Origin of the sequence: Kribbella sp. CA-247076, from assembly GCF_050942445.1 — a bacterium.
GTDB lineage: Bacteria > Actinomycetota > Actinomycetes > Propionibacteriales > Kribbellaceae > Kribbella.
On record NZ_CP192051.1, the window covers coordinates 1,296,974 to 1,317,092 of the forward strand.

20 protein-coding genes are annotated in these 20,119 nt (G+C 70.1%); 12 read left to right on the forward strand and 8 right to left on the reverse strand.

The window, feature by feature from the left end; genetic code table 11:
* Positions 1–18: 18 nt before the first annotated feature.
* Together ACQPYZ_RS06180 and ACQPYZ_RS06185 are read left to right on the forward strand one after the other, a co-directional pair.
* Positions 19–831, forward strand: coding sequence for a DeoR/GlpR family DNA-binding transcription regulator (locus ACQPYZ_RS06180; protein ID WP_433166162.1), 813 nt, complete (start codon positions 19–21; stop codon positions 829–831).
* The gene (locus tag ACQPYZ_RS06185; RefSeq protein ID WP_433166165.1) at positions 828–2,048 is read left to right on the forward strand and encodes an MFS transporter; all 1,221 of its coding nucleotides are present in this window, start codon (positions 828–830) and stop codon (positions 2,046–2,048) included. Before ACQPYZ_RS06180 ends, ACQPYZ_RS06185 begins: the two co-directional genes overlap by 4 nt.
* Here the strand turns inward: ACQPYZ_RS06185 and galK are convergent.
* Positions 2,022–3,149, reverse strand: a complete 1,128-nt coding sequence (gene galK, locus ACQPYZ_RS06190; protein ID WP_433166167.1) for a galactokinase — start codon at positions 3,147–3,149, stop codon at positions 2,022–2,024. The genes ACQPYZ_RS06185 and galK overlap by 27 nt on opposite strands.
* A complete protein-coding gene (galT, locus tag ACQPYZ_RS06195) occupies positions 3,146–4,192 on the reverse strand; it encodes a galactose-1-phosphate uridylyltransferase (RefSeq protein WP_433166169.1) in 1,047 nt (348 codons plus the stop codon). Before galT ends, galK begins: the two co-directional genes overlap by 4 nt.
* A 168-nt stretch (positions 4,193–4,360) precedes the next feature.
* Here galT and ACQPYZ_RS06200 point away from each other — a divergent pair, with 168 nt between their 5' ends.
* Positions 4,361–5,674: a hemolysin family protein gene (locus tag ACQPYZ_RS06200; protein WP_433166171.1), complete on the forward strand. Its 1,314-nt coding sequence runs from the start codon at positions 4,361–4,363 to the stop codon at positions 5,672–5,674.
* Here ACQPYZ_RS06200 and ACQPYZ_RS06205 read toward each other — a convergent pair.
* The 4 genes from ACQPYZ_RS06205 to ACQPYZ_RS06220 all read right to left on the reverse strand — a co-directional run bounded on the left by ACQPYZ_RS06205 (position 5,631) and on the right by ACQPYZ_RS06220 (position 9,327).
* Positions 5,631–6,896 (reverse strand): MFS transporter, encoded by a 1,266-nt coding sequence (locus ACQPYZ_RS06205; protein WP_433166173.1) that lies wholly within the window; start codon positions 6,894–6,896, stop codon positions 5,631–5,633. The two genes, ACQPYZ_RS06200 and ACQPYZ_RS06205, sit on opposite strands and share 44 nt — an antisense overlap.
* Positions 6,893–7,489 carry a helix-turn-helix domain-containing protein gene (locus tag ACQPYZ_RS06210; RefSeq protein WP_433166175.1) on the reverse strand — a complete coding sequence of 199 codons (597 nt, stop codon included), beginning with the start codon at positions 7,487–7,489 and terminating at the stop codon, positions 6,893–6,895. Before ACQPYZ_RS06210 ends, ACQPYZ_RS06205 begins: the two co-directional genes overlap by 4 nt.
* Before the next feature lie 67 nt (positions 7,490–7,556).
* Positions 7,557–8,429 carry a serine/threonine-protein kinase gene (locus ACQPYZ_RS06215; protein WP_433169636.1) on the reverse strand — a complete coding sequence of 291 codons (873 nt, stop codon included), beginning with the start codon at positions 8,427–8,429 and terminating at the stop codon, positions 7,557–7,559.
* A 55-nt stretch (positions 8,430–8,484) separates the two neighbouring features.
* Complete coding sequence (locus ACQPYZ_RS06220) at positions 8,485–9,327, reverse strand: alpha/beta fold hydrolase (protein ID WP_433166176.1); 843 nt, start codon at positions 9,325–9,327, stop codon at positions 8,485–8,487.
* 178 nt (positions 9,328–9,505) lie between these two features.
* On the opposite strand from ACQPYZ_RS06220, the gene ACQPYZ_RS06225 reads away from it, so the two are divergent.
* Complete coding sequence (locus ACQPYZ_RS06225; RefSeq protein WP_433166177.1) at positions 9,506–9,889, forward strand: YciI family protein; 384 nt, start codon at positions 9,506–9,508, stop codon at positions 9,887–9,889.
* Positions 9,890–10,076: 187 nt separating this feature from the next.
* On the opposite strand, the gene ACQPYZ_RS06230 is transcribed toward ACQPYZ_RS06225, so the two are convergent.
* Positions 10,077–11,066 carry an N-acetylglucosamine kinase gene (locus ACQPYZ_RS06230; RefSeq protein WP_433166179.1) on the reverse strand — a complete coding sequence of 330 codons (990 nt, stop codon included), beginning with the start codon at positions 11,064–11,066 and terminating at the stop codon, positions 10,077–10,079.
* A gap of 257 nt (positions 11,067–11,323) precedes the next feature.
* On the opposite strand from ACQPYZ_RS06230, the gene ACQPYZ_RS06235 reads away from it, so the two are divergent.
* From ACQPYZ_RS06235 to ACQPYZ_RS06265, 7 genes are all read left to right on the forward strand, one after another.
* The gene (locus ACQPYZ_RS06235) at positions 11,324–12,112 is read left to right on the forward strand and encodes a sugar isomerase domain-containing protein (RefSeq protein WP_433166180.1); all 789 of its coding nucleotides are present in this window, start codon (positions 11,324–11,326) and stop codon (positions 12,110–12,112) included.
* A gap of 23 nt (positions 12,113–12,135) precedes the next feature.
* Positions 12,136–13,557: an N-acetylglucosamine/diacetylchitobiose ABC transporter substrate-binding protein gene (gene ngcE, locus ACQPYZ_RS06240; RefSeq protein WP_433166183.1), complete on the forward strand. Its 1,422-nt coding sequence runs from the start codon at positions 12,136–12,138 to the stop codon at positions 13,555–13,557.
* A gap of 82 nt (positions 13,558–13,639) precedes the next feature.
* Entirely contained in the window at positions 13,640–14,551 is a 912-nt protein-coding gene (locus ACQPYZ_RS06245) for a carbohydrate ABC transporter permease (RefSeq protein WP_433166185.1), read from the forward strand.
* A 10-nt stretch (positions 14,552–14,561) separates the two neighbouring features.
* The gene (locus ACQPYZ_RS06250; protein ID WP_433166187.1) at positions 14,562–15,464 is read left to right on the forward strand and encodes a carbohydrate ABC transporter permease; all 903 of its coding nucleotides are present in this window, start codon (positions 14,562–14,564) and stop codon (positions 15,462–15,464) included.
* A 26-nt stretch (positions 15,465–15,490) separates the two neighbouring features.
* The gene (ngcE, locus tag ACQPYZ_RS06255) at positions 15,491–16,837 is read left to right on the forward strand and encodes an N-acetylglucosamine/diacetylchitobiose ABC transporter substrate-binding protein (RefSeq protein ID WP_433166189.1); all 1,347 of its coding nucleotides are present in this window, start codon (positions 15,491–15,493) and stop codon (positions 16,835–16,837) included.
* A gap of 53 nt (positions 16,838–16,890) precedes the next feature.
* Entirely contained in the window at positions 16,891–17,916 is a 1,026-nt protein-coding gene (locus tag ACQPYZ_RS06260) for an iron-siderophore ABC transporter substrate-binding protein (RefSeq protein WP_433166190.1), read from the forward strand.
* 88 nt (positions 17,917–18,004) lie between these two features.
* Positions 18,005–18,409: a hypothetical protein gene (locus tag ACQPYZ_RS06265; protein ID WP_433166191.1), complete on the forward strand. Its 405-nt coding sequence runs from the start codon at positions 18,005–18,007 to the stop codon at positions 18,407–18,409.
* Here the strand turns inward: ACQPYZ_RS06265 and ACQPYZ_RS06270 are convergent.
* Positions 18,383–18,979 (reverse strand): alpha/beta hydrolase, encoded by a 597-nt coding sequence (locus tag ACQPYZ_RS06270; protein ID WP_433166192.1) that lies wholly within the window; start codon positions 18,977–18,979, stop codon positions 18,383–18,385. The genes ACQPYZ_RS06265 and ACQPYZ_RS06270 overlap by 27 nt on opposite strands.
* 72 nt (positions 18,980–19,051) lie before the next feature.
* On the opposite strand from ACQPYZ_RS06270, the gene trpS reads away from it, so the two are divergent.
* On the forward strand, positions 19,052–20,113 hold the full coding sequence (trpS, locus tag ACQPYZ_RS06275; RefSeq protein ID WP_433166194.1) for a tryptophan--tRNA ligase: 1,062 nt from the start codon (positions 19,052–19,054) through the stop codon (positions 20,111–20,113).
* The last annotated feature ends 6 nt before the right edge of the window (positions 20,114–20,119 follow it).

Here is a 20,119-nt window from a genome sequence, read left to right on the forward strand (position 1 = left end):
CCCACTAGGCTGTGGACCGTGAACGCAGCCGGAGCAGAGGCACCGCGGGGCCGGGGAGGCCAGCTGGCCGCCCAGCGGCAGGCCACGATCGTTGCCGAGGTCAACAGTCGGGGCGCGGTCACGGTGGCCGAGCTGGTCGAGCGGTTCGGGGTGTCGGACATGACGATCCGGCGCGACCTGGACGCGCTGGACTCCAGCGGGCTGCTGCACAAGGTGCACGGTGGCGCCACCTCGGTCGGGCTGCGCAGCGCGCACGAGCCCGGGTTCGACGCCAAGCTGACCCAGGAGTCCGCGGCCAAGCAGGCGATCGCCGCCGAGGCGGCCGGCCGGGTCCAGCCGGACAGCGCGATCGGGATCGGCGCCGGCACCACGACGTACGCGCTGGCCCGCCAGCTGCTCCGGGTGGAGAACCTGACCGTCGTGACGAACTCGGCCCGCATCGCCGACGTCTTCCACGGCAACAGCCGCTCCGACCGGACGGTCTTGCTGATCGGCGGCATCCGTACGCCGTCCGACGCGCTCGTCGGCCCGATCGCGACCGCCGCGCTGGCCTCGCTCCACCTGGACCTGCTCTTCCTGGGGGCGCACGGGGTCGACGCCGAGCACGGGCTGAGCACGCCGAACCTGATGGAGGCCGAGACCAACCGGTCGTTCATCGCGGCCAGCCGCGAAGTGGTCGTGGTCGCCGACCACACCAAGTGGGGCACGGTCGGCCTGAGTACGTTCGCCACCTGGGCGGACCTGGACGTCATCGTCACCGACTCCGGCCTCTCCACCCAGGCCCGCAAGGCCATGCGCGACACGGGGTGTGAACTCGTCATCACTTCATGAGGCGGCAGGAGCCGCTGGGCCGGCCCTATTGGGTGCTCTGGACCGCCGGCGCGATCTCCTTCCTCGGTGACGGCATCACCTTCGGCGCGCTGCCGCTGCTGGCCGCGTCGATGACCCGCGACCCGCGGATCGTCTCGCTCACCGAGGCGGTCACCGGGATCGGCTGGCTGCTGCTCGGCCTGGTCTCCGGCGTGATGGTCGACCGCTGGCGGCGGACCACCACGATGTGGATCGTCGACGCGATCCGCGCGGTCGTGGCCGGCGCGTTCGCGGCCGCCGTACTGCTCGGGCAGGAGAGCATCCCGCTGCTGTTGCTGACCGGCTTCCTGCTCGGCATGCTCGCGCCGTTCTTCGACAACGCGTCCGCGGTGGTCATCCCGGACCTCGTGGTCGCGACCGCGCTGGAACGGGCGAACGGCTACAACCAGGCCGCCCTGGTCCTGCTCGCGAACCTGATCGGCCCGCCGGTCGGCGCCGCGTTGTTCGTCCTCCACCACGGCCTGCCGATCCTGGTCGACGCGGGGTCCTTCGCCGCGGCCGCCGTACTCGTCTTCCTGGTACGGCGGTCCGCACCGGCGCGCGCGGTGTCGCCGGACCGTCACCTCGGCCGGGAGTTGAAGGCAGGGCTCCTCTATCTGTGGCGGCACAAGCTGCTGCGGTCGCTCTGCCTGCTGCTCCTGGTCGCGAACGCGGTCGGAGCCGGCATCGTCGCGATCCTCGTTCTCTACGTCCTGGAGGCACTGCACCTGCCGGAAGCGTGGTTCGGCTGGCTGGTCGCGACGTACGCGGTCGGTGGCGTGGTCGGCGCGGCGCTCGCACCGCGGCTGGCCCGTCGGCTGTCGACGTTCACGAACCTGATCGTCTCGATGCTCGTGCTCGGCTTCGCGGTGACCACGTTCGGCATCGTCAGCGAGTTGGCCCTCATCATCCCCGGCGCCGTGCTGATGGGGTTCGGCAGCACGTGGTGGAACGTCATCTCGATCTCGCTGCGGCAGCGGATCGTCCCGGCCGAGCTGCTCGGCCGGGTGACCGCGGTCTACCGGATGGTCGCGTTCTGCGCGGCACCGCTGGGTGCGGTCGGCGCGGGGTTCCTCGCCCATCGCACCGACCTGCGCACGCCGTACCTGGTGATGGGGCTGCTCCAGGTCGCCGCGACCGCCGCCTTCGCCCCGCTGATCAAGCGCGAGCTGTCAGTCGACCCTGGACGCACCGGCTGACGGATCCGCGGCCAGCGAGGTCGGGGTCCGGAAGCCGTGGTCCGCGAAGGCCTTCTCGATCGCCGAGAGTACGGCGTCCGCCGCCTCCGCCTCGGTGAGCGCGATGATGCAGCCGCCGAAGCCACCGCCGGTCATCCGGGCGCCGAGCGCACCGGCCTCGAGCGCGGTGTCGACCGCGACGTCCAGCTCCGGCACGGTGATCTCGAAGTCGTCGCGCAGGGAGGCGTGCGACGCGGTGAACAGCGGCCCGACCTCCCGCAGCCGGCCGTCCCGCATCAGCGTGACGGCCTCCTCGACCCGGCGGATCTCCGTCACCACATGCCGTACGCGGCGCCGGGCGACGTCATCCGGCAACCGGTCGAGAGCCTCGTCGAGGTCGTCGAACGCGATCGAGCGCAGAGCCGGTACGCCGAGCAGCGCTGCGGCCTCCTCGCAGCTCTTCCGGCGGGCGGCGTACTCCCCGTCGACGTGCCGGTGCGGAGCCTTCACGTCGACGACCAGCAGCGTCAGGCCGTCGGCGGCGGGGGCGAACGGGATCTGGTCGGTCGACATCGCGCGGATGTCGAAGTACAAGGCGTGCCCGGCGGTGCAGCACATCGACGCCATCTGGTCCATCAGGCCGACCGGCGCCCCGACGTACTGGTTCTCGGCCTTCTGCGCGAGCCGGGCGACCTCGGCCGGGTCGACCTCGAGATCACGCAGCCCGAGCAGGGCGACCGAGGTCGCGCAGAGCAGCGCGGCCGACGACGAGAGCCCGGCGCCGGACGGCAGGTCGGAGTCGATCAGCAGGTTGGCGCCACCGATCGCGTAGCCGGACTCGCGCAGCACCCAGGCCGCACCCGCCGGGTACGCCGCCCAGTCGCCGACGGATCCCGGCTGCAGCTCGTCGATCGCGAACTCGACCACCCCGGAGTGCCCGCCGGACGCGACCGCGATCCGGCCGTCGTCCCGGGCGGACGCGGTGACCTGGATCCGGTTCGGCAGCGCGATCGGCAGCACCAGGCCGTCGTTGTAGTCGGTGTGCTCGCCGATCAGGTTGACCCGGCCGGGCGCCCGCCACGTGCCCTCCGGAGCGACCCCGAACACGTCCTGGAAGCTCACGAACCCATCCTCCGCAAGGTCTCGGCCACGTCCTCGGGCCGGGTGTCACTGATGAACGCGCCCATCCCGGACTCGGAGCCGGCCAGGTACTTGATCTTGTCCGCGGCCCGGCGGATCGACAACACCTCGAGGTGCAGGTAGCCGAGCTCACGGTCGACCCGGACCGGGGCCTGGTGCCAGGCGGCGATGTACGGCAGCGGGTCGCCGTACAGACCGTCGAGGCGCTGCAGGACGTCCAGGTACAGCTCGGCGAAGTCGTCGCGCTCGCCGACCGACAGCTCGCTCAGGTCGGCCACCTGGCGGTGCGGGTACAGGTGCACCTCGACCGGCCAGCGGGCGGCCTCGGGCACGAAGGCGGTCCAGTTGGTGTTCTCCGCGACCACTCGGGCGCCGTCCTTCTTCTCCCCGGCCAGGACGTCGGCGAACAGGTTGCTGCCGGCAACCGCCTGGTGCTCGCGGGCGCGGGCCAGCAGGGTCCGCATCCGCGGCGGCAGGAACGGGTAGGCGTAGATCTGGCCGTGCGGGTGGCTCAGCGTCACGCCGATCTCGCGGCCGCGGTTCTCGAACGGGAAGACGTGCTCGACGTCGTCGCGGGCGCTCAGCTCGGCGGTCCGGTCGGCCCAGGCGTCGACGACCAGCCGGGCCTGCCCCTGGGAGAGGTCGGTGAAGGACTGGTTGTGGTCGCTGGTGAAGCAGACCACCTCGGTCCGGCCGGGGCCGGCGAAGGAGGGGAACCGGTTCTCGAACACGGCCACGTTGTAGTCGTGGTCCGGGATCTCGGTCGGGTTGCCCAGCTTGCTCGCGCACAAGGGGCACTGGTCGGCCGGCGGCAGGTAGGTGCGGGTATTGCGGTGGGTCGCGTAGGTGATGACGTCACCGGTCAGCGGGTCGGTGCGCAGGTCGACCTGCGGCTGCGGCGCCGGCAGTCCACGGGTGTCCTCGAGCGGCACCCGGGCCGGGGCGTCGGCAGGGTCGTAGTAGATCAGCTCGCGGCCGTCGGACAGCTTGGTGTCCGTACGGCGCGCGCCGCGCGGTGTGTTCATCGTGTGACCCTCCCTGCCGCCGGACCGCCGACGGGCAGGAATCATCGTAAACCAACAAACTCGAACATGCACCGTGAGAAGGGCCACCGGTAGGGTAGACAGATGGACGACTACGCCCAACGCACGCCCTCTCGGCCTCCGGCGAGAGGGCGCTAGGACCTCCCACCCATGAACGAAACCCTGCTCAACATCGTCCTGATTCTCGTCTTCGTGCTGATTGGTGGGGTCTTCGCCGCAGCCGAGATGGCGCTGGTCTCGCTCCGGGAGAGCCAGCTGAAGTCGCTCTCGCACCGCGGCCGGCGCGGCGAGACGGTGGCCCGGGTGGCCGCCAACCCGAACCGGTTCCTGTCCGCCGTCCAGATCGGCGTGACCCTGATGGGCTTCCTGTCCGCCGCCTTCGGTGGCGCGACCCTCGCGGACGGCCTGTCCCCGCACCTGCAGAAGCTCGGGCTGCCCGAGTCCGTGGCCGGCACGGTCGCGCTGGTGCTGATCACCATCCTGATCTCCTACGTCTCGATCGTGCTCGGCGAGCTTGCGGCCAAGCGGCTCGCGCTGCAGCGGGCCGAGACGTTCGCCCTCGGCCTCGCGCCGCTGGTCGACCGGATCGCGTCCATCGCCCGGCCGGTGATCTGGCTGCTCTCCAAGTCGACCGACCTGGTCGTCCGGGCCCTCGGCGGCGACCCGAACGCGAACCGCGAGGTGATGACCGACGAGGAGCTCCGCGACCTGGTCTCGGCGCACGAGTCGCTCGGCGAGGAGGAGCGCCGGATCGTCGACGACGTGTTCGAGGCCGGCAGCCGGCAGTTGCGCGAGCTGATGCTGCCGCGCACCGAGGTCGACTTCATCGACTCCGAGATGCCGGCGTACAAGGCGGTCAAGTTCGCCGCCGAGCGGCCGCACTCGCGCTACCCGGTGATGAACGGCTCGGCCGACGACATCGTCGGGTTCGTGCACGTCCGCGACCTGTTCGACCCGGCGGTCGCCTCCCGCTCGGTCCGGGTCGGCGACCTGGCCCGCGAGGTGCTGCTGCTGCCGGACACCGCGAAGCTGCTGCCCACGCTGACCGAGATGCGCCGGCGCTCGACCCACCTCGCCATCGTCCTCGACGAGTACGGCGGGACGGCGGGCATCGTCACGCTCGAGGACCTGGTCGAGGAGCTCATCGGCGACATCAAGGACGAGTACGACGAGGAGTCGGTCGAGACCACCCGGTTGCGCAGCGGCGACATCGAGGTGGACGGGCTGCTCAACCTCGACGACTTCGCCGACGAGACCGGGGTCGAGCTGCCCGACGGCCCGTACGAGACCGTCGGGGGCTTCCTCGCCGCCCGCCTCGGCCGGGTCCCGGCGACCGGTGACGAGACCCCGATCGACGGTCACACCCTGACCGTCACCGAGATGGACGGCCGCCGGGTGGCCCGGGTCCGGATCCACCGGGTCAGGCCGGCTGACGAACAGCCGGTTCCCGAGGAGCAGCACTGACCTCGAGCATCCGCCGGCGGCCGAGGACGACCGCGCCGCCGGCGACGTACCCGAGGCCCTGGAAGACCAGCACCGGGATGATGCCGACGAGCTCGCCGAGGACGCCGGCCGAAGAGATGCCGATCAGTACGGCGACCCCCTCGGCGGCGGCGATCGCGCCGAAGACCCGGCCGCGGGAGCGGTCCTCGGTGAGGCGCTGGAGGACGGTCATCAGACCGGCAATGGTGAACGCGCCCGGCAGACCGACCAGGATCATGCAGACGAAGGCCGGGATCAGGCTGTCCGAGACCAGCGGATAGCAGAACAACGCCAGGTCGATCGCCCCGAAGAGGATCGCGCCGACTCCCCACATCGTTGCTGCGGGCAATCGTGGTCCGACGGCGGCGGCGATCAGGCCGCCGGCGATCCCGCCGATCGCCTGCGACGAGACGATCAGTCCGTACGCCGTACCGTCGCCGCCGAGCTCCGCGCTGACGAACGGCGCGAACAGCGTGCTCATCACGCCTTCGCCGACGCCGGTTACCACGGAGAACACGAACAGCAACCGCATCGCCGGGCCGGCGACACACAGGCCGAGCCCCTCGGTCCACTCCGTCCGCAGCCGCCGGATCGCACCCCCGGCCGACTGGGCCAGACTGCGGACGGCGCGGTGCCGGACCCTGGTGATGAGCCCGGCGGCGAGCAGGATCGTCGCGGCGTCCACCAGCGCCAGCAGCGGCAGACCGCCGAGGGCGGCAAGCAGGCCGCCGATGCCGGCCCCGACCAGCCGGGCGATGTCACTGGTCTGACTGTTGAGCGCGTTGGCCGTCACCAGTTGCCGCGGCTCGACCAGGGCCGGGATCAGCGACTGCTCGGCCGGCCGGAAGAACTGCTGCAGGCAACTCTGGGTGAGCACGACGGCGTACACGATCCAGATCGCGCTCTCGTCGCGGACGGCGAGCAGCGGCAGCAGGACGACCGCGTGCAGCAGGTTGGTGACGATCATCGTCCGGCGACGGTCCCACCGGTCGACGAAGACGCCGGCCAGGGAACCGAGCAGCACCATCGGCACGAAGGAGGAGAGCAGCAGGGCACCGGAGGCCAGCGTCGAGCCGGTCAGCGCGTACACCTGGAAGGCGAGACCGGTCTTGAGGATCCAGTCGCCGGTGAGCGACACCAGACCCGCACTCAGCACCAACCGGTAGTCGCGTTGCCGGGCGAGCACCCTCCACAAGTCCCTCATCCCGACTCCTCCGGCGCGACCGTGACGATCTGGGTGATGGAGACGTAGCGGCTGCCGGGCGGGCGGGTGGACTTGTCGTCGATCGGCCGCTCGTCGACGTACCGCTTGAGCAGCGCGTCGATCTGCTCGGTCAGCTCCTTCAGTTCCTCCCCGGTCAGGTAACAGCCCGTGTTCCCGATGCCCGCGCTCTGGCGCCAGACGGCGTCCTCGTGCACGCGCTCCTGCTGCCACCTGCTGAGCGACTCCAGAGCACGCTCGGCTAGCAGTTGCTCGAGTACGTCGGCCGCGGCGGCGCCCTCGGGAGTCCGGGCAGCCCCGCGCCAGGACTGTGAGGTCGCCACCAGCCGCCACGGACGCTCGCGGTTGTCCTTGCCCGGAGCCGGCTCGACGAAGTCGTACTTCGCCAGTTGCCGGAGGTGGTGGGAGGCGAGGGCCTGGCTGATGCCGAGCGTGCGGGCCGCGTCCGCCGCGGTCAGCGGACCCTCCGTGCCGAGCAGCGACATCAGGTCCAGCCGGACCGGATGCGCCATCGCCCGGATCGCCAACGGGTCGTCGAGCAGCCGCAACCGGCGCGGATCCTTCTCCAAAGACATGCTTGGAATATCGCGTGCAGCTTGTCCAATGTCAAGCCCTTGCTTGGAATAGGCCGGGGGTGTGCGGTCAGCGTGCGGTGGCGCCGAGGAGGGCTCGGCGCCAGAGGCGGCCGATGGGCGCGCGGTGCCGGCCGGGCGCGGGGGAGGTGTCGACCGCGGCGCCGTCGGCGATCGCGGCGGCGCTCGGGCGGTGGGACGGTTCCTTCGACAGCATCCGGAGCAGCAGATCCTCGACCGGACCGGCCAGACTCGGGCACTTCTCACTCGGCGGGACCGGGTCCGTGCGCACGTGCTGGGACAGCACGTCGGTCGGGTCGTCGCCGTCGAACGGCGGCCGCCCGGTCACCAGTTGGTAGAGCACGCAGCCGAGGGCGTAGACGTCCGAGGCCCCGGTGGCCGGCCGGCCCTGGGCCCGCTCGGGCGCCAGGTAGAGGCTGGTCCCGAGCACCTGACCCGGCACCGTGCTGGTCGGGTCGGTGACGAACCGGGCGATGCCGAAGTCGGCGACCTTCACCGTTCCGTCGGCGTCGATCAGCAGGTTGGCCGGTTTGATGTCGCGATGGACGATGTCGCGCCGGTGGGCCGCGGCGATCCCGGCGGCCGCCTGCTGCACGATGCCGACGGCCCGCTCAGGTTCGAGCGGGCCGTGCAGAGCGAGCTCGTGGGCGACACTGCGGCCCTCCACGAGCTCCATCACCAGGTAGTAGTTGCCGTCCTGCTGACCGAAGTCGTACGCCGCGACCACGTGCGGGTCCTTCACCATCGCCGCGGTCCGCGCCTCCCGCCGGAACCGGGACTCCGCGAACGGGTCGTGCCGGCCCGGGAGCAACAGCTTGACCGCCACCGGCCGGCCGAGGAGCTCGTCGCACCCCCGGAAGACCTCGCCCATCCCACCATGGCCGAGGACCTCGTGCAGTCGGTACCGACTTGCCAGCAGCACCTTCTTCAAGTACCCAGTGTGTTGCTGCCGAATCAACAGTTGCCTAAGGCCCCGGTCAGCCGGTCCGCTCGCGGATCCACTCCAGCGCGGGCTCGGCGTGCGCGAGCACCGAGATGTGACTGTCGTCGGCGTACAGCCGGAGCTCGGCCGCCGGCACGTGCCTCGCCAGCCACCGGCCGTGCGAGCAGGGGATGATGCGGTCCGCCTCACCGTGGCAGAGCAGGGTCGGAGCGGTGATCGCTGCCGGGTCGCAGCCCCACGGGAGGACGTAGGAACAGTCGTCGTCGACCAGGCCGTCCGGGCCGTTCGGCATCGACTGCTCGCCGGCCACGGATCCCAGCCAGCCCCACGGTCCGTCGAACATCGCCAGGTCGCGCGGGCTGAACTCCGGGTCGTACTCGACGCCTGAGGTCTCGTGGGCGACCTTCGCCTCCCGGCCCGCGGCGGCTGCCCGGAGGGAGGCGAGTCCGGAGGGGAGCATCCCGTCGTACCAGTCGAGCCCCTCGGTGTCGTACGGCGCGATCGCGGCGAAGGTGGCCACGGCCTCGACCCGGTCACCGAGGACCGCGGCGGCGCCGAGCGCGTAGGAGCCGCCGCCTGAGTAGCCCATCAGCGCGAACCGGCCGACCCCGAGTGCGTCGGCCACCGCGGTCAGGTCGGCCGCGGCCGAGGCCATCGTCCGCCCGGGCGCCGCGGACGAACCGCCGTACCCAGGCCGGTCGAACCCGAGCCAGCGGATCCCGAGCCGCTCGCCTGCCTCGAACAGCGGCTCGGGCGGGGCGCCCAGGTTGGGCGTGCCGTGGTGCCAGAACACCGGCAGCCGGGCGTCGTCACCGGGCGCGGCGTCGTACACGTGCAGCGTGCGGCCGTCCGCCAGTCGGAGGTCCGTCTCGTTCATGTCGCTCACCTTAGGTCGGTCGTGGTCGGGCGAGCGGTACGTCGGACAGCGGCCGGCGTCCTCGACATTCCGGGCCATTGTGGCCCGTGATCCGGTCGAACGGCGAAATGTCGAGTTGTCCCGGGTGGCGCCGACCTCTGCTGCGAAGATCCACCCAGACTCCGAAAGGACACCGGACATGAAGTACCTGCTGCTGATCCACAGCAACCCGATCACCTGGGGCCACCCGTCCTTCCTCCACACCGAGGAAGGCAGGGCGCTCCCGAAGAAGGCTCGCGACGCGCTGTCCAAGCAGTTGGACGACCTCCTCGCCGAGCTGACGCAGTCGGGTGAGCTGGTGGTCGCCGAGCCGCTCGAGGCGCCGGCGCGGACGAAGGTGGTCCGGGTCCGCAAGGGCGTCCGGGCCACCACCGACGGTCCGTACACCGAGGCCAAGGAACAGCTGGCCGGCGTCTTCGTCGTCGATGTCGCCACCCCGGAACGCGCCGAGGAGATCGCCGCCCGCATCCCCGAAGCCGAACACGGCGCCGGCGTAGAACTCCGCCCGATCGCCTCCGCCTGACGGGGCCTCACACACCAACCGCGGGCTCGCACACCAACCACGGCTCGCACACCAACCGGGGCCTTGCACACCAACCGGGGGCCTTGCACAAGTAATAACGTGTGCAAGGCCCCCGGATGGTGTTCAAGGTGCCGTCTCCGGCTGGTTCAGGGCGCGCGGGGCGGCGGAGGACGTGCGGCGTACGGCGTCAGCTGACGAGGCGGGTGTGGTTCTCGCGGGTAGCGAGGGTGGGGTCGAGGGTGCCTAAAGCGAGCCAGGTGGCGCCGCCGACGCCGTCGCGGGCGGTCAGGACCTCGCCGGAGAAGTGGTCGTGAATCGTCGCCCGGATCAGCCGGCCGACGGGAGATGCCTCACCCGCGACACTGCCCGCGAGCACCATCGGGCCCTTGTCCGACGTTGTCGTCAGCCGCTCGAGCGTTTCTGTGAGCAGTTCGGCTGCGCGTTTCACCAGGGCGACTGCGGTCTCGTCGTTCTGCTCGAACGCCCACACCACGGTCCGGGCCAGCTCGGCCAGCATCACCGGTGGACGGCTGTTCACCGCGCGAATCAGGTCGTCACGCAGGACGTCGTACCCCTCACGCTGGGCGATCGCGTGCTCGTCCCGGCCCGGCAGGATGGCCTCCGTGACGGCCCGGCCGAGCACACCGATCGGTTCACCCAGATCCAGTTTGCGCAAGACGCTGCGCACTGCCTCCCGGCCGAGCCAGAAGCCGGAGCCGTCGTCGCCGAGCAGCCAGCCGTGGCCGTCCGCCGTCCGGACCAACTGGTGGTCGCGGACCAGTCCGGCCGCGCTCCCGGTGCCCGCGATCAGGACGACGCCGTCCGGTTCCGGCGTACCGGAGGCGAAAGCGACCTCCAGGTCGCCGATGAACTCGGGCTCACCGGTCAGCCCGGCGCCGGCCCAGGCGGCGTCGAACTGCGCGCGGACGTCGGGCCGCGCCAGCGCCGAACCCCCGGCGGCGCCGATCACGGCGGCCTTGACCGCGGTGGCGTCCAGCCCCGCCAGCGCCGCGTGAAGCGCCTGGCCGAAGTTGGCCGCGGCACTTGCGGGGTGGCTGGTCGGATTTCCGCCCGCGGCCGCCCCCCGACCCACTACGTTGCCCTCATGGTCCGCGATCACGATCCGGGTGGAGGTGCCGCCGAGGTCGCCGCCCAGGACCAGTGCCGATGCTGGCATCAAGACCACCGAGTCCGCAGGTTCCGGCAGCGGGCGTTCGACCGACATAGGCAATGCTCCAAACTGCTCGAAAAAGTTCTCTAGTAGACAACAATGAACAAGGTCACGCAACGGTCCCGATCTGGGGAGAAGAGTGAGATGAGCCTTGACTTTAGCTGCCAGTTGAGAAAAGTTCTGTCCAGCAAACCGCAAACTTGCGCAGTTGTCGGCACCAGGTGTGTCGCAGCGAACACATTAGTCGAGGGGTGGGGCCGCTGATGGCCAGCAGTATCCAGGGCGGACCGGGGGAGGCCGGCGGGGTGAGTGCGCAGGCTTATGTTCACGCGCTGACGCCGATCATGGCCGCCGTCACCGAACAGATCGACGGCCCGATCCAGCCGGCCGCCGACCTGGTGGCCGACGCGTTGCGCAAGAACGGAGTCATCCAGGCCTTCGGCTCCGGCCACTCCGAGGCGCTGGCGATGGAGATCGCCGGCCGGGCCGGCGGACTGATCGCGACGAACCGGATCGCCCTGCGCGACCTGGTCCTGCTCGGCGGCGAGTCGATCGAGCTGCTCCGCGGCGGCGAGCTCGAACGCGACCCGTCGATCGCCCGCAAGCTCTACGACCTGGCCGAGCCGGACCCGGCCGACCTGTTCGTGATCGCCTCCAACTCCGGGGTGAACGGCTCGATCGTCGAGTTCGCCACCGTGGTGAAGGAGAAGGGTCACCCGCTGATCGCGATCACCTCACTGCAGCACACCGGCGGGATGGACTCGCGCCACCCGTCCGGCAAGAAACTCATCGACTTCGCGGACGTGGTGCTGGACAACCATGCGCCGTACGGCGACTCCGTGCTCGACCTGCCGAACGGCGCCAAGGTCTGCGCGGTCTCCTCCATCACCGCGGCCCTGATCGCGCAGATGCTGGTCGCCGAGGTCCTGCGCCGGCTGACCGAGGCAGGTGAGACCGCTCCGGTCTACCTGTCCGCGAACATCCCGGGCGGCGACGACCACAACCACGCCCTTGAAGCACAGTACGCCGGCCGGATCCGGCGTACTGCATGAAACACTCTCGGAAGGCGGGACCCATGACCACTCCTGACAACCTGTCGCGGCGGCTGTTCCTGCAGCGCGCGGCGGTCGGCACGCTGCTCGCCACCGGCGGCAGCACGCTGCTCTCGGCGTGCGCCAGCGGCGGCAGCGACGACGGCAACACCGGCGGTGGCGGCGCCGAGCAGACGGCGGAGAACCCGTTCGGCGTCAAGGCCGCGGACCCGCTGGACGTGGTGATCTTCAAGGGCGGGTACGGCGACGACTACGCCAAGGCCCACGAGGACCTCTACAAGAAGAAGTTCCCCGAGACCACGATCAAGCACGCCGGCATCACCGACATCACGCCGCAGCTGCAGCCGCGGTTCAACGGCGGCAACCCGCCGGACGTGATCGACAACTCCGGCGCCTCCCTGCTGCCGATGTCGACGCTGGCCAGCTCGGGCCAGCTCGCGGACCTGACCGCGCTGTTCGACGCGCCGTCGATCGACGACCCGAACAAGAAGGTGCGCGACACCGTCGAGCCGATCACGCTCGAGGCGGCCATGCTCGAGGGCAAGCCGCTGGTGCTCGACTACGTCCTGACCGTGTACGCGCTCTGGTACAACAAGCCGTTGTTCGCCAAGAACGGCTGGGAGCCGGCCAAGACCTGGACCGAGTTCCTCGCGCTGTGCGAGGAGATCAAGAAGACCGGCATCGCGCCGCTGGCCCACCAGGGCAAGCACCCGTACTACATCGGCCAGGTGCTGATGGACATGGCGGTCAAGCACGGTGGCCACGACGTCATCAAGGCGATCGACTCGCTCGAGCCGAACGCCTGGAAGCACGAGTCCGTCAAGGCCGCGGCCGAGGCGATCCTCGAGCTCAAGGGCAAGGGCTACATGATGCAGGGCACCGAGGGCTTGGACCACATCCAGTCCCAGACGGCCTGGAACCAGGGCAAGGCGGCGTTCATCCCGTCCGGTTCGTGGCTGGAGAACGAGCAGAAGCCGGTCGCACCGAAGGACTTCGAGACCACCGCGACCTTCACCCCGCTGCTCGACGGCTCGAAGCTGCCGGTGGACTGCACCGAGATCAGCGCCGGTGAGAACTTCATCGTGCCGGAGAAGGCGAAGAACCGGGCCGGCGGCCTGGAGTACCTGCGGATCATGCTGTCGAAGGAGGCGGCCGGCAAGTTCACCGAGCTGACCGGCTCGCCGACCGTGGTCAAGGGTGCCGCCGAGGGCCTGAAGCTGAGCCCGGGGGCCTCCTCGGCCAACGCGCTGCTGAAGTCCGGCGGCGACAACAACTGGACGACGTACTTCGCCACCTGGTACTCGACCATGGACAAGCCGATCCGCAGCGTGTACGGCGAGCTGGCCGCGGCCCGCATCACCGCCGACGAGTTCTGCGCCCGCGCGCAGAAGATCGCCGACGACACCGCCAAGGACCCGAAGACCAAGAAGCAGTCCCGCAGCTGAGTCTGCTGACCAGATCGGGTGCATGCTGAGCTGTGGGAGCAGTGACCGACCCACAGCTCAGCAGTCTGTTGTAAGGAGAGAGATGCGGCACGGCAGTTACCGGTTCGTCGCGAGTTTCCTCGCGATTCCACTGGCGTTGTATGCGATCTTCGTGATCTCGCCGTTCGTCCAGGCGTTCTACTACTCGCTGACCGACTGGACCGGGATCTCACCGGACTTCAAGTTCGTCGGTTTCGACAACTTCCGGACGCTCGCCAACGACAGCGTGTTTCGCCAGGCGCTCGGGCACAACCTGATCCTGCTGATCGGGCTGCCGCTGATCACGATCTTCCTGGCCCTGGTGTTCGCCTACCTGCTGAACGTCGGCGGGCGGGCCAACGCCGCCGGCGTCCAGGGTGTGCGCGGCAACGGCTTCTACAAGCTGGCGTTCTTCCTGCCCCAGGTGCTGTCGATCCCGGTCATCGCGGTCATCTGGGCGACGGTGATGACGTCGACCGACAACGGCCTGCTGAACTCGGTCACGAAGGCGATCGGCCTGGGCACCTCGGAGTACCTGGCCGATCCCGACATCGCGCTGTACTGCGTGATGTGGGTGATGATCTGGGGCAGCGTCGGGTTCTACCTGGTGCTGTTCAACGCGGCCATGTCCGGGATCCCGAAGGACATCTTCGAGGCCGCGATCATCGACGGCGCGGGCCGGCTGGCGACGTTCTTCCGGATCACGCTGCCGCTGCTGTGGGACACCATCCAGACCTCCTGGGTGTACCTGGCCATCCTCGCGCTGGACGCGTACGCGCTGGTCGCGGTGATGACCGCGGGCCCGGGCGGTCCGGACAACTCCACCACGGTTATGGGTCTGCAGATCGCGGACTACGGGTTCCAGTACGGCCGCGCCGGCTACGCCTCGGCGATGGGGGTCGTGCTGTTCTTCCTGACTCTGATCATCGCCGCCGTCATGCTCCGGGCCACCCGCCGCGAGCGGATCGAATACTGAGGGGCCGGACATGACCGTACCTGTGCAGATCGACGTCGAGGACACCACCTCGAAACCCGCGCCCACCGCCCACCCGGTCGGCGACAAGGACCGTGCCTTCAGCCCGGTGAACGTGTTCTCCCACACGGTGCTGATCGCCTGGAGCGTGCTGGTCGTCGTACCGTTCCTGTGGGCCGTGATCGCCTCGGTGAAGAGCACCGGCGAGATCTTCGGCGACAACCCGTGGGCGCTGCCGAAGGAACTGCTCTGGTCCAACTTCTCCAAGGCGTGGGACAAGGGCGTCGGCGAGTACCTGTTCAACAGCGTGGTCGTGGTGACCGGCGGGGTCCTGGGCACGATGTTGTTCGGCTCGATGGTCGCCTACGTGCTGGCCCGCTACGAGTTCCCGGGCAACCGGTTCGTGTACTACCTGTTCGCGGCCGGGATGATGTTCCCGACCTTCCTGGCGATCGTGCCGCTGTTCTTCGTGGTCAAGGGCTTCGGGATGGTGTCGACGTACCAGGGCCTGATCCTGGTCTACATCGCCTACTCGCTGCCGTTCACGGTGTTCTTCATGCACGCCTTCTTCCGGACGCTGCCGACGTCGATCGCCGAGGCCGCCTTGGTCGACGGCGCCTCGCACGCCGGCACGTTCTTCCGGGTGATGCTGCCGATGGCCAAGCCGGGCCTGATCAGCGTCGGCATCTTCAACGTGCTGGGGCAGTTCAACCAGTTCGTACTGCCGTCGTTCCTGTCGCCGGAGCGGCCGGTGCTGTCGCAGGGCATCGCGACGCTGCTGGGCAGCCAGCGCTACGAGAACGACTGGGGCACGCTGTTCGCCGCGCTGACCATCGCCATGGTCCCGGTCATCGCCGTCTACCTGGTCTTCTACCGCCAGGTCCAGGCCGGCCTCACCGGCGCGACGCTCAAGTAGACCGGCGGGACGGTTACCCTGCCGGGGTGCTGAAACGTCGGGTTGTTCTCCAGGGCGCGCTGGCCGGCGCCCTGGTGAGCGGGTGTTCCTCAGGGCCGCCCGCGCGTACGCCGGTCGACCCGGACAATCCGTTCAAGGCGGCGCTGGACAAGCCGGTCGAGGTGCTGGCCGGTGACGAGTACGGCGGATTCGGCGCGGCGGCGTACCGGAAGAAGCACTCGTCCGCGACCGTGAAGCCGACGGTGACCGCGCAACTGCGGGACCTGCTGCTGCCGCGGTTCGCGGCCGGCAGCCCGCCGGACGTGGTGCTGAACACCGGTGACGGGAAGCTGGAGCTCGGGCGGCTGGTCCGGGAAGGACAGCTGTCCGACCTGCGGCCGCTGCTCAACGCGCCGGCCTGGGACAACGCCGACGTGACCGTGAAGGACGTCGTACTCCCGGGGATGCTCGACGCCGGGCGGTACGACGGGACGCTGCGGACCGTGAACTACGTCGCCACCGTCTACGGGCTCTGGTACTCGGCCGCCCTGTTCCAGCGGTTCGGGTGGGACGTGCCGCGGACCTGGCCGGAACTGCTTGCCCTCGGCACCGAGATGAAGGCGGCCGGGCTGGGCCCGTTCATCCACGCCGGCGCGCACCCGTACTACCTGCTGGAGATGGTGCTCACGCTCGCGGCGAAGACCGGCGGGCACGACGTGCTGAAGCGGATCGACAACCTCGAGGACGGCGCTTGGAAGGACGAGAGCGTTACCAGGGCGGTCAGCGCGGCGGGTGAGCTGGCCCGGCGCGGCCTGATCGCGCCGGGGTCCGCCGAGTACGACCACCTCACCTCGCAGAAACGGTTCCTCGCCTCGAAGGCCGGCCTGCTGCCCTGCGGCAACTGGCTCGAGAACGAGATGAAGTCGCTGATCCCGCCGAACTTCGCGCTCACGATGATCGGCGTACCCCCGCTCGACGGGTCGTCGGCGCTCACCCGCGGCCTGCACGTGGAGGCGACCGCGCCGCTGCTGGTCCCGGCGAAGGCGACGAACGAGGCCGGCGGGTTCGAGTACCTCCGGGCGATGCTGTCCAAGGACGTCGCCACCCAGGTCACCGAGGAGGCCAACCAGCTCACGATCGTCCGCGGGGCGGCCGACGGCCTGGAGATCGGTACGGCGCTCCGCTCCGCCCGGGACCTGCTGTCCGCGGCCGGCGACCAGGTCATCACCTGGTACTTCGCCGACTGGTACCCCGAGTTCGCTACCGCCGTGGCCGCGGCGACCGGTCAGTACATCGCCGGCGGGCTGCAACTGTCCGAGTGGACCGCCCGCGTCCAGTCGGCCGCCGACCGGCTGAAGCAGGACAAGGCGATCACCAAGTACCACCGGGACTGACTGCTGGGTTAGGTTAGGGATGCCTAACTCGTGAACACTCCTGTGAGGTCCCGATGCGCTCCCTGCTGCGCCCACTCGCCCTGTTGGCGGCTCCGCTGCTGGTCCTGACCGCGTGCGGCGGTGGTGAGGAGGCGCCGGCGGCCGCCGGGTCCGACGCCGCCGCCGAGACCGGCGCCTTCCCGGTGACGATCAAGAACAAGTTCGGCGAGACCGTGGTCAAGGAGGCGCCGAAGCGGGTCGTCTCGGTCGGCCTGGTCGAACAGGACGCGCTGCTGGCGCTGGGCGTCGTACCGGTGGCGACGACCGAGTGGTTCGGCGAGAAGCCGGGGGCGCTGTTCCCGTGGGCGAAGGAGAAGCTCGGCGACGGCACGCTGCCGACGGTGCTGAAGGACAAGGACGGCATCCAGTTCGAGCAGATCGCGGCGCTGCGGCCGGACCTGATCATCGGGCTGTACTCCGGGATCAGCGCCGACGACTACAAGAAGCTCACCGCGATCGCGCCGACCGTCGCGCAGCCGCCCGGCGTACCGGACTACGGCGTGGCCTGGCAGGACGCGGCCCGCACGGTCGGCCAGGCGGTCGGCAAGCCGAAGGAGGCCGACGAACTGGTGAAGGGGATCGAGGAGCGGTTCGCGAAGGTCCGCGCCGAGCATCCCGAGTTCCAGGGGAAGACCGCGCTGGCGGCGACGCCGTGGGAGGGGTACTTCGTCTACGGCAGCCAGGACCCGCGGTCGCGGCTGCTGACCGACTTCGGCTTCTCGCTGCCGGACGGGCTGGACGCGGTGATCGGCGACAAGTTCGGCGGGAACATCAGCGCCGAACGGATCGCGACCCTGGACCAGCAGGTCCTGGTCTGGTTCCCGGCCAAGGGCGGCACCGCGAAGCTGAAGGCCGACCCGCTGTACAAGAACCTCAAGGTGCGCACCGAGGGCCGGGACGTGTTCGTCGAGGAGAACTTCGACGACCCGCTGTACGGCGCGATCCAGTTCGTCTCGGTGCTGAGCCTGCCGATCGTGCTCGACCAGTTCGTCCCGAAGCTGGCCACGGCGGTCGACGGCGACCCCTCCACGAACGCCTGAACCTGGCCCTGAATCGGCCTCTGACCTGGGAAAAGGCCTCGCCGTCGGCGCTCAGCCGTCGTAACCTCGGATGAGGGTGGTGAGGTCGATGGAGTGGATAGTTCTCCTGCTCCTGTTCTTCGGACTGTGTGTGCTGCTCAGCCTGCTGCTGCCGCAGCCGCCGCCGTCGCGCTGGCGCCGGGGCATGGAGAAGTCGGCGGACCGGCTGGCCGGACGGTTCCGCCGCCGGGCCGTGCCCGCGCCGGACCCGTTCGACACGCTGCGGCTGCAGACCCGGCTCGGTCACCTGGCCGGGGAGATCCAGCGGATCGAGACCGCGCCCCGGGTCTACGCCCGCGCCCACCGGTTGATGGCCGTCGAGGCGGCGTACGACGACCTCCTCGACGAAGCCTGCCGCCTCGCGGGCGTCCCCGCCGGCACCGACCTCGAGCGCGGCGAGCAGAAACGCCGCCACGAAGAACAGGAGCTAGCCGCCCGCGGCTGGTCCTGGTAGCACCACCTCGTCCAGGAAGTCCTCCACCGCGGTCGCCACCTGCCCGAGTACGGCGGCCGACGCGGCCAACCGCCCCGGCACGTACATCCCGTGGTCGGCCTCCGGCACCTCCAGCACGTACGGCGTGAGCTCGCGAGCGAGCCCGGGATCCCACAGGTCGTCCGCCGTACCGCCGACCAGCAGGAACGGCTCGGTCGAACGGCGCAGGGCATCGACCACCCAGTCGTTGGTCAGTACCGGAGTGAGCCAGACGGCCGGCAGACCGCGCTCGGCGGCGAGCGCGGAGGCATAACTGCCGAGTGACTTGCCGATCAGCAGGACATCGCCGGCGACCTCGTCGAGGACCTTCGTGACCTGGGGAATCACCCACGGGCCGCGCTCGGCCGCGGTCAGGCTCAACGGCCGGTCCGGCTCGTCCCACCAGACGCGACGCACGGCCGCACCACGCTGCCCGGCGGCATCACCGGCGTACATGAGCAGCGGTGCGGCCGGGCCGTACTGGCCGCCGGGGACGAGGACGGCCGTCAGTCCGTCGGCCGGGCGGAGAGCGGCGCGTGTGGGCGAAGTCATAGTGCGGAGTTTATGAGGGAGGGGACCCGCCCCGGTGTGGAGTGGTGCCGGGGCGCTGGCAGAATCGGGGGCATGTCCCTTGCTGCGTCTGACCCCTCCGCAGCCGGGTCCCAGCGGCGCCCTCGGGTGCTGTCCGGGATCCAGCCGACGGCGGACTCCTTCCACTTCGGCAACTACCTCGGTGCGTTGCGGCAGTGGGTGGCCCTGCAGGACGACCACGACGCGTTCTACTGCGTGGTCGACCTGCACGCGATCACGGTGGAGTACGACCCGAAGCAGCTGCGGGAGCGGACCCGTCGCTCGGTGGCGCAGCTGCTCGCGGCCGGGATCGACCCGGAGCGGTCCACGCTGTTCGTCCAGTCGCACGTACCCGAGCACGCCCAGCTGGCCTGGGTGCTCGGCTGCCTGACCGGCTTCGGCGAGGCCAGCCGGATGACGCAGTTCAAGGACAAGTCGGCCAAGGGCGGGGCCGACCGCGCCACCGTCGGGCTGTTCACGTACCCGATCCTGCAGGCCGCCGACATCCTGATCTACCAGGCCGACCGGGTCCCGGTCGGCGAGGACCAGCGCCAGCACCTGGAGCTGACCCGCGACCTGGCCGGCCGGTTCAACCACCGGTTCGGCAAGACCTTCCGGTTGCCCGAGGCGTACATCGTCAAGGAGACCGCGAAGATCGCCGACCTGCAGGACCCGACCGCGAAGATGAGCAAGTCGGGCTCCTCGCCGGCCGGCATCATCGACTTGCTCGACGACCCGAAGGCGAGCGCGAAGAAGATCCGCTCCGCGGTCACCGACTCCGGCCGGGACGTGATCTTCGACCCGGAGAACAAGGCCGGTGTGGCCAACCTGCTGACGATCTACTCGGCCCTGACCGGCCGGAAGATCAGCGAGCTCGAGGACGAGTACGCCGGCCGTGGGTACGGCGACTTCAAGAAGGACCTGGCCGAGGTCGTGGTCGAGTTCGTCACGCCGTTCCGGGAGAAGACGCTCGGCTACCTGGACGACAAGGCCCAGCTGGACGCGATCCTGGCCGCCGGGGCGGAGCGCGCCCGCGCGGTCACCGAGCCGACGCTGCAGCGGGTGTACGACCGGCTGGGTTTCGTCCCCGGGCCGGCCCTCGGATCGGGCCGGTAGGGCGCC

Coding starts and splice junctions, on each gene's coding strand:
- ACQPYZ_RS06185 (WP_433166165.1), top strand. CDS start 828: ATGAGGCGGCAGGAGCCGCTGGGCCGGCCCTATTGGGTGCTCTGGACC.
- galT (WP_433166169.1), bottom strand. CDS start 4,192: ATGAACACACCGCGCGGCGCGCGCCGTACGGACACCAAGCTGTCCGAC.
- ACQPYZ_RS06200 (WP_433166171.1), top strand. CDS start 4,361: ATGAACGAAACCCTGCTCAACATCGTCCTGATTCTCGTCTTCGTGCTG.
- ACQPYZ_RS06205 (WP_433166173.1), bottom strand. CDS start 6,896: ATGAGGGACTTGTGGAGGGTGCTCGCCCGGCAACGCGACTACCGGTTG.
- ACQPYZ_RS06210 (WP_433166175.1), bottom strand. CDS start 7,489: ATGTCTTTGGAGAAGGATCCGCGCCGGTTGCGGCTGCTCGACGACCCG.
- ACQPYZ_RS06220 (WP_433166176.1), bottom strand. CDS start 9,327: ATGAACGAGACGGACCTCCGACTGGCGGACGGCCGCACGCTGCACGTG.
- ACQPYZ_RS06225 (WP_433166177.1), top strand. CDS start 9,506: ATGAAGTACCTGCTGCTGATCCACAGCAACCCGATCACCTGGGGCCAC.
- ACQPYZ_RS06230 (WP_433166179.1), bottom strand. CDS start 11,066: ATGCCAGCATCGGCACTGGTCCTGGGCGGCGACCTCGGCGGCACCTCC.
- ACQPYZ_RS06235 (WP_433166180.1), top strand. CDS start 11,324: ATGGCCAGCAGTATCCAGGGCGGACCGGGGGAGGCCGGCGGGGTGAGT.
- ngcE (WP_433166183.1), top strand. CDS start 12,136: ATGACCACTCCTGACAACCTGTCGCGGCGGCTGTTCCTGCAGCGCGCG.
- ACQPYZ_RS06245 (WP_433166185.1), top strand. CDS start 13,640: ATGCGGCACGGCAGTTACCGGTTCGTCGCGAGTTTCCTCGCGATTCCA.
- ACQPYZ_RS06250 (WP_433166187.1), top strand. CDS start 14,562: ATGACCGTACCTGTGCAGATCGACGTCGAGGACACCACCTCGAAACCC.
- ACQPYZ_RS06260 (WP_433166190.1), top strand. CDS start 16,891: ATGCGCTCCCTGCTGCGCCCACTCGCCCTGTTGGCGGCTCCGCTGCTG.
- ACQPYZ_RS06265 (WP_433166191.1), top strand. CDS start 18,005: ATGGAGTGGATAGTTCTCCTGCTCCTGTTCTTCGGACTGTGTGTGCTG.
- ACQPYZ_RS06270 (WP_433166192.1), bottom strand. CDS start 18,979: ATGACTTCGCCCACACGCGCCGCTCTCCGCCCGGCCGACGGACTGACG.
- trpS (WP_433166194.1), top strand. CDS start 19,052: ATGTCCCTTGCTGCGTCTGACCCCTCCGCAGCCGGGTCCCAGCGGCGC.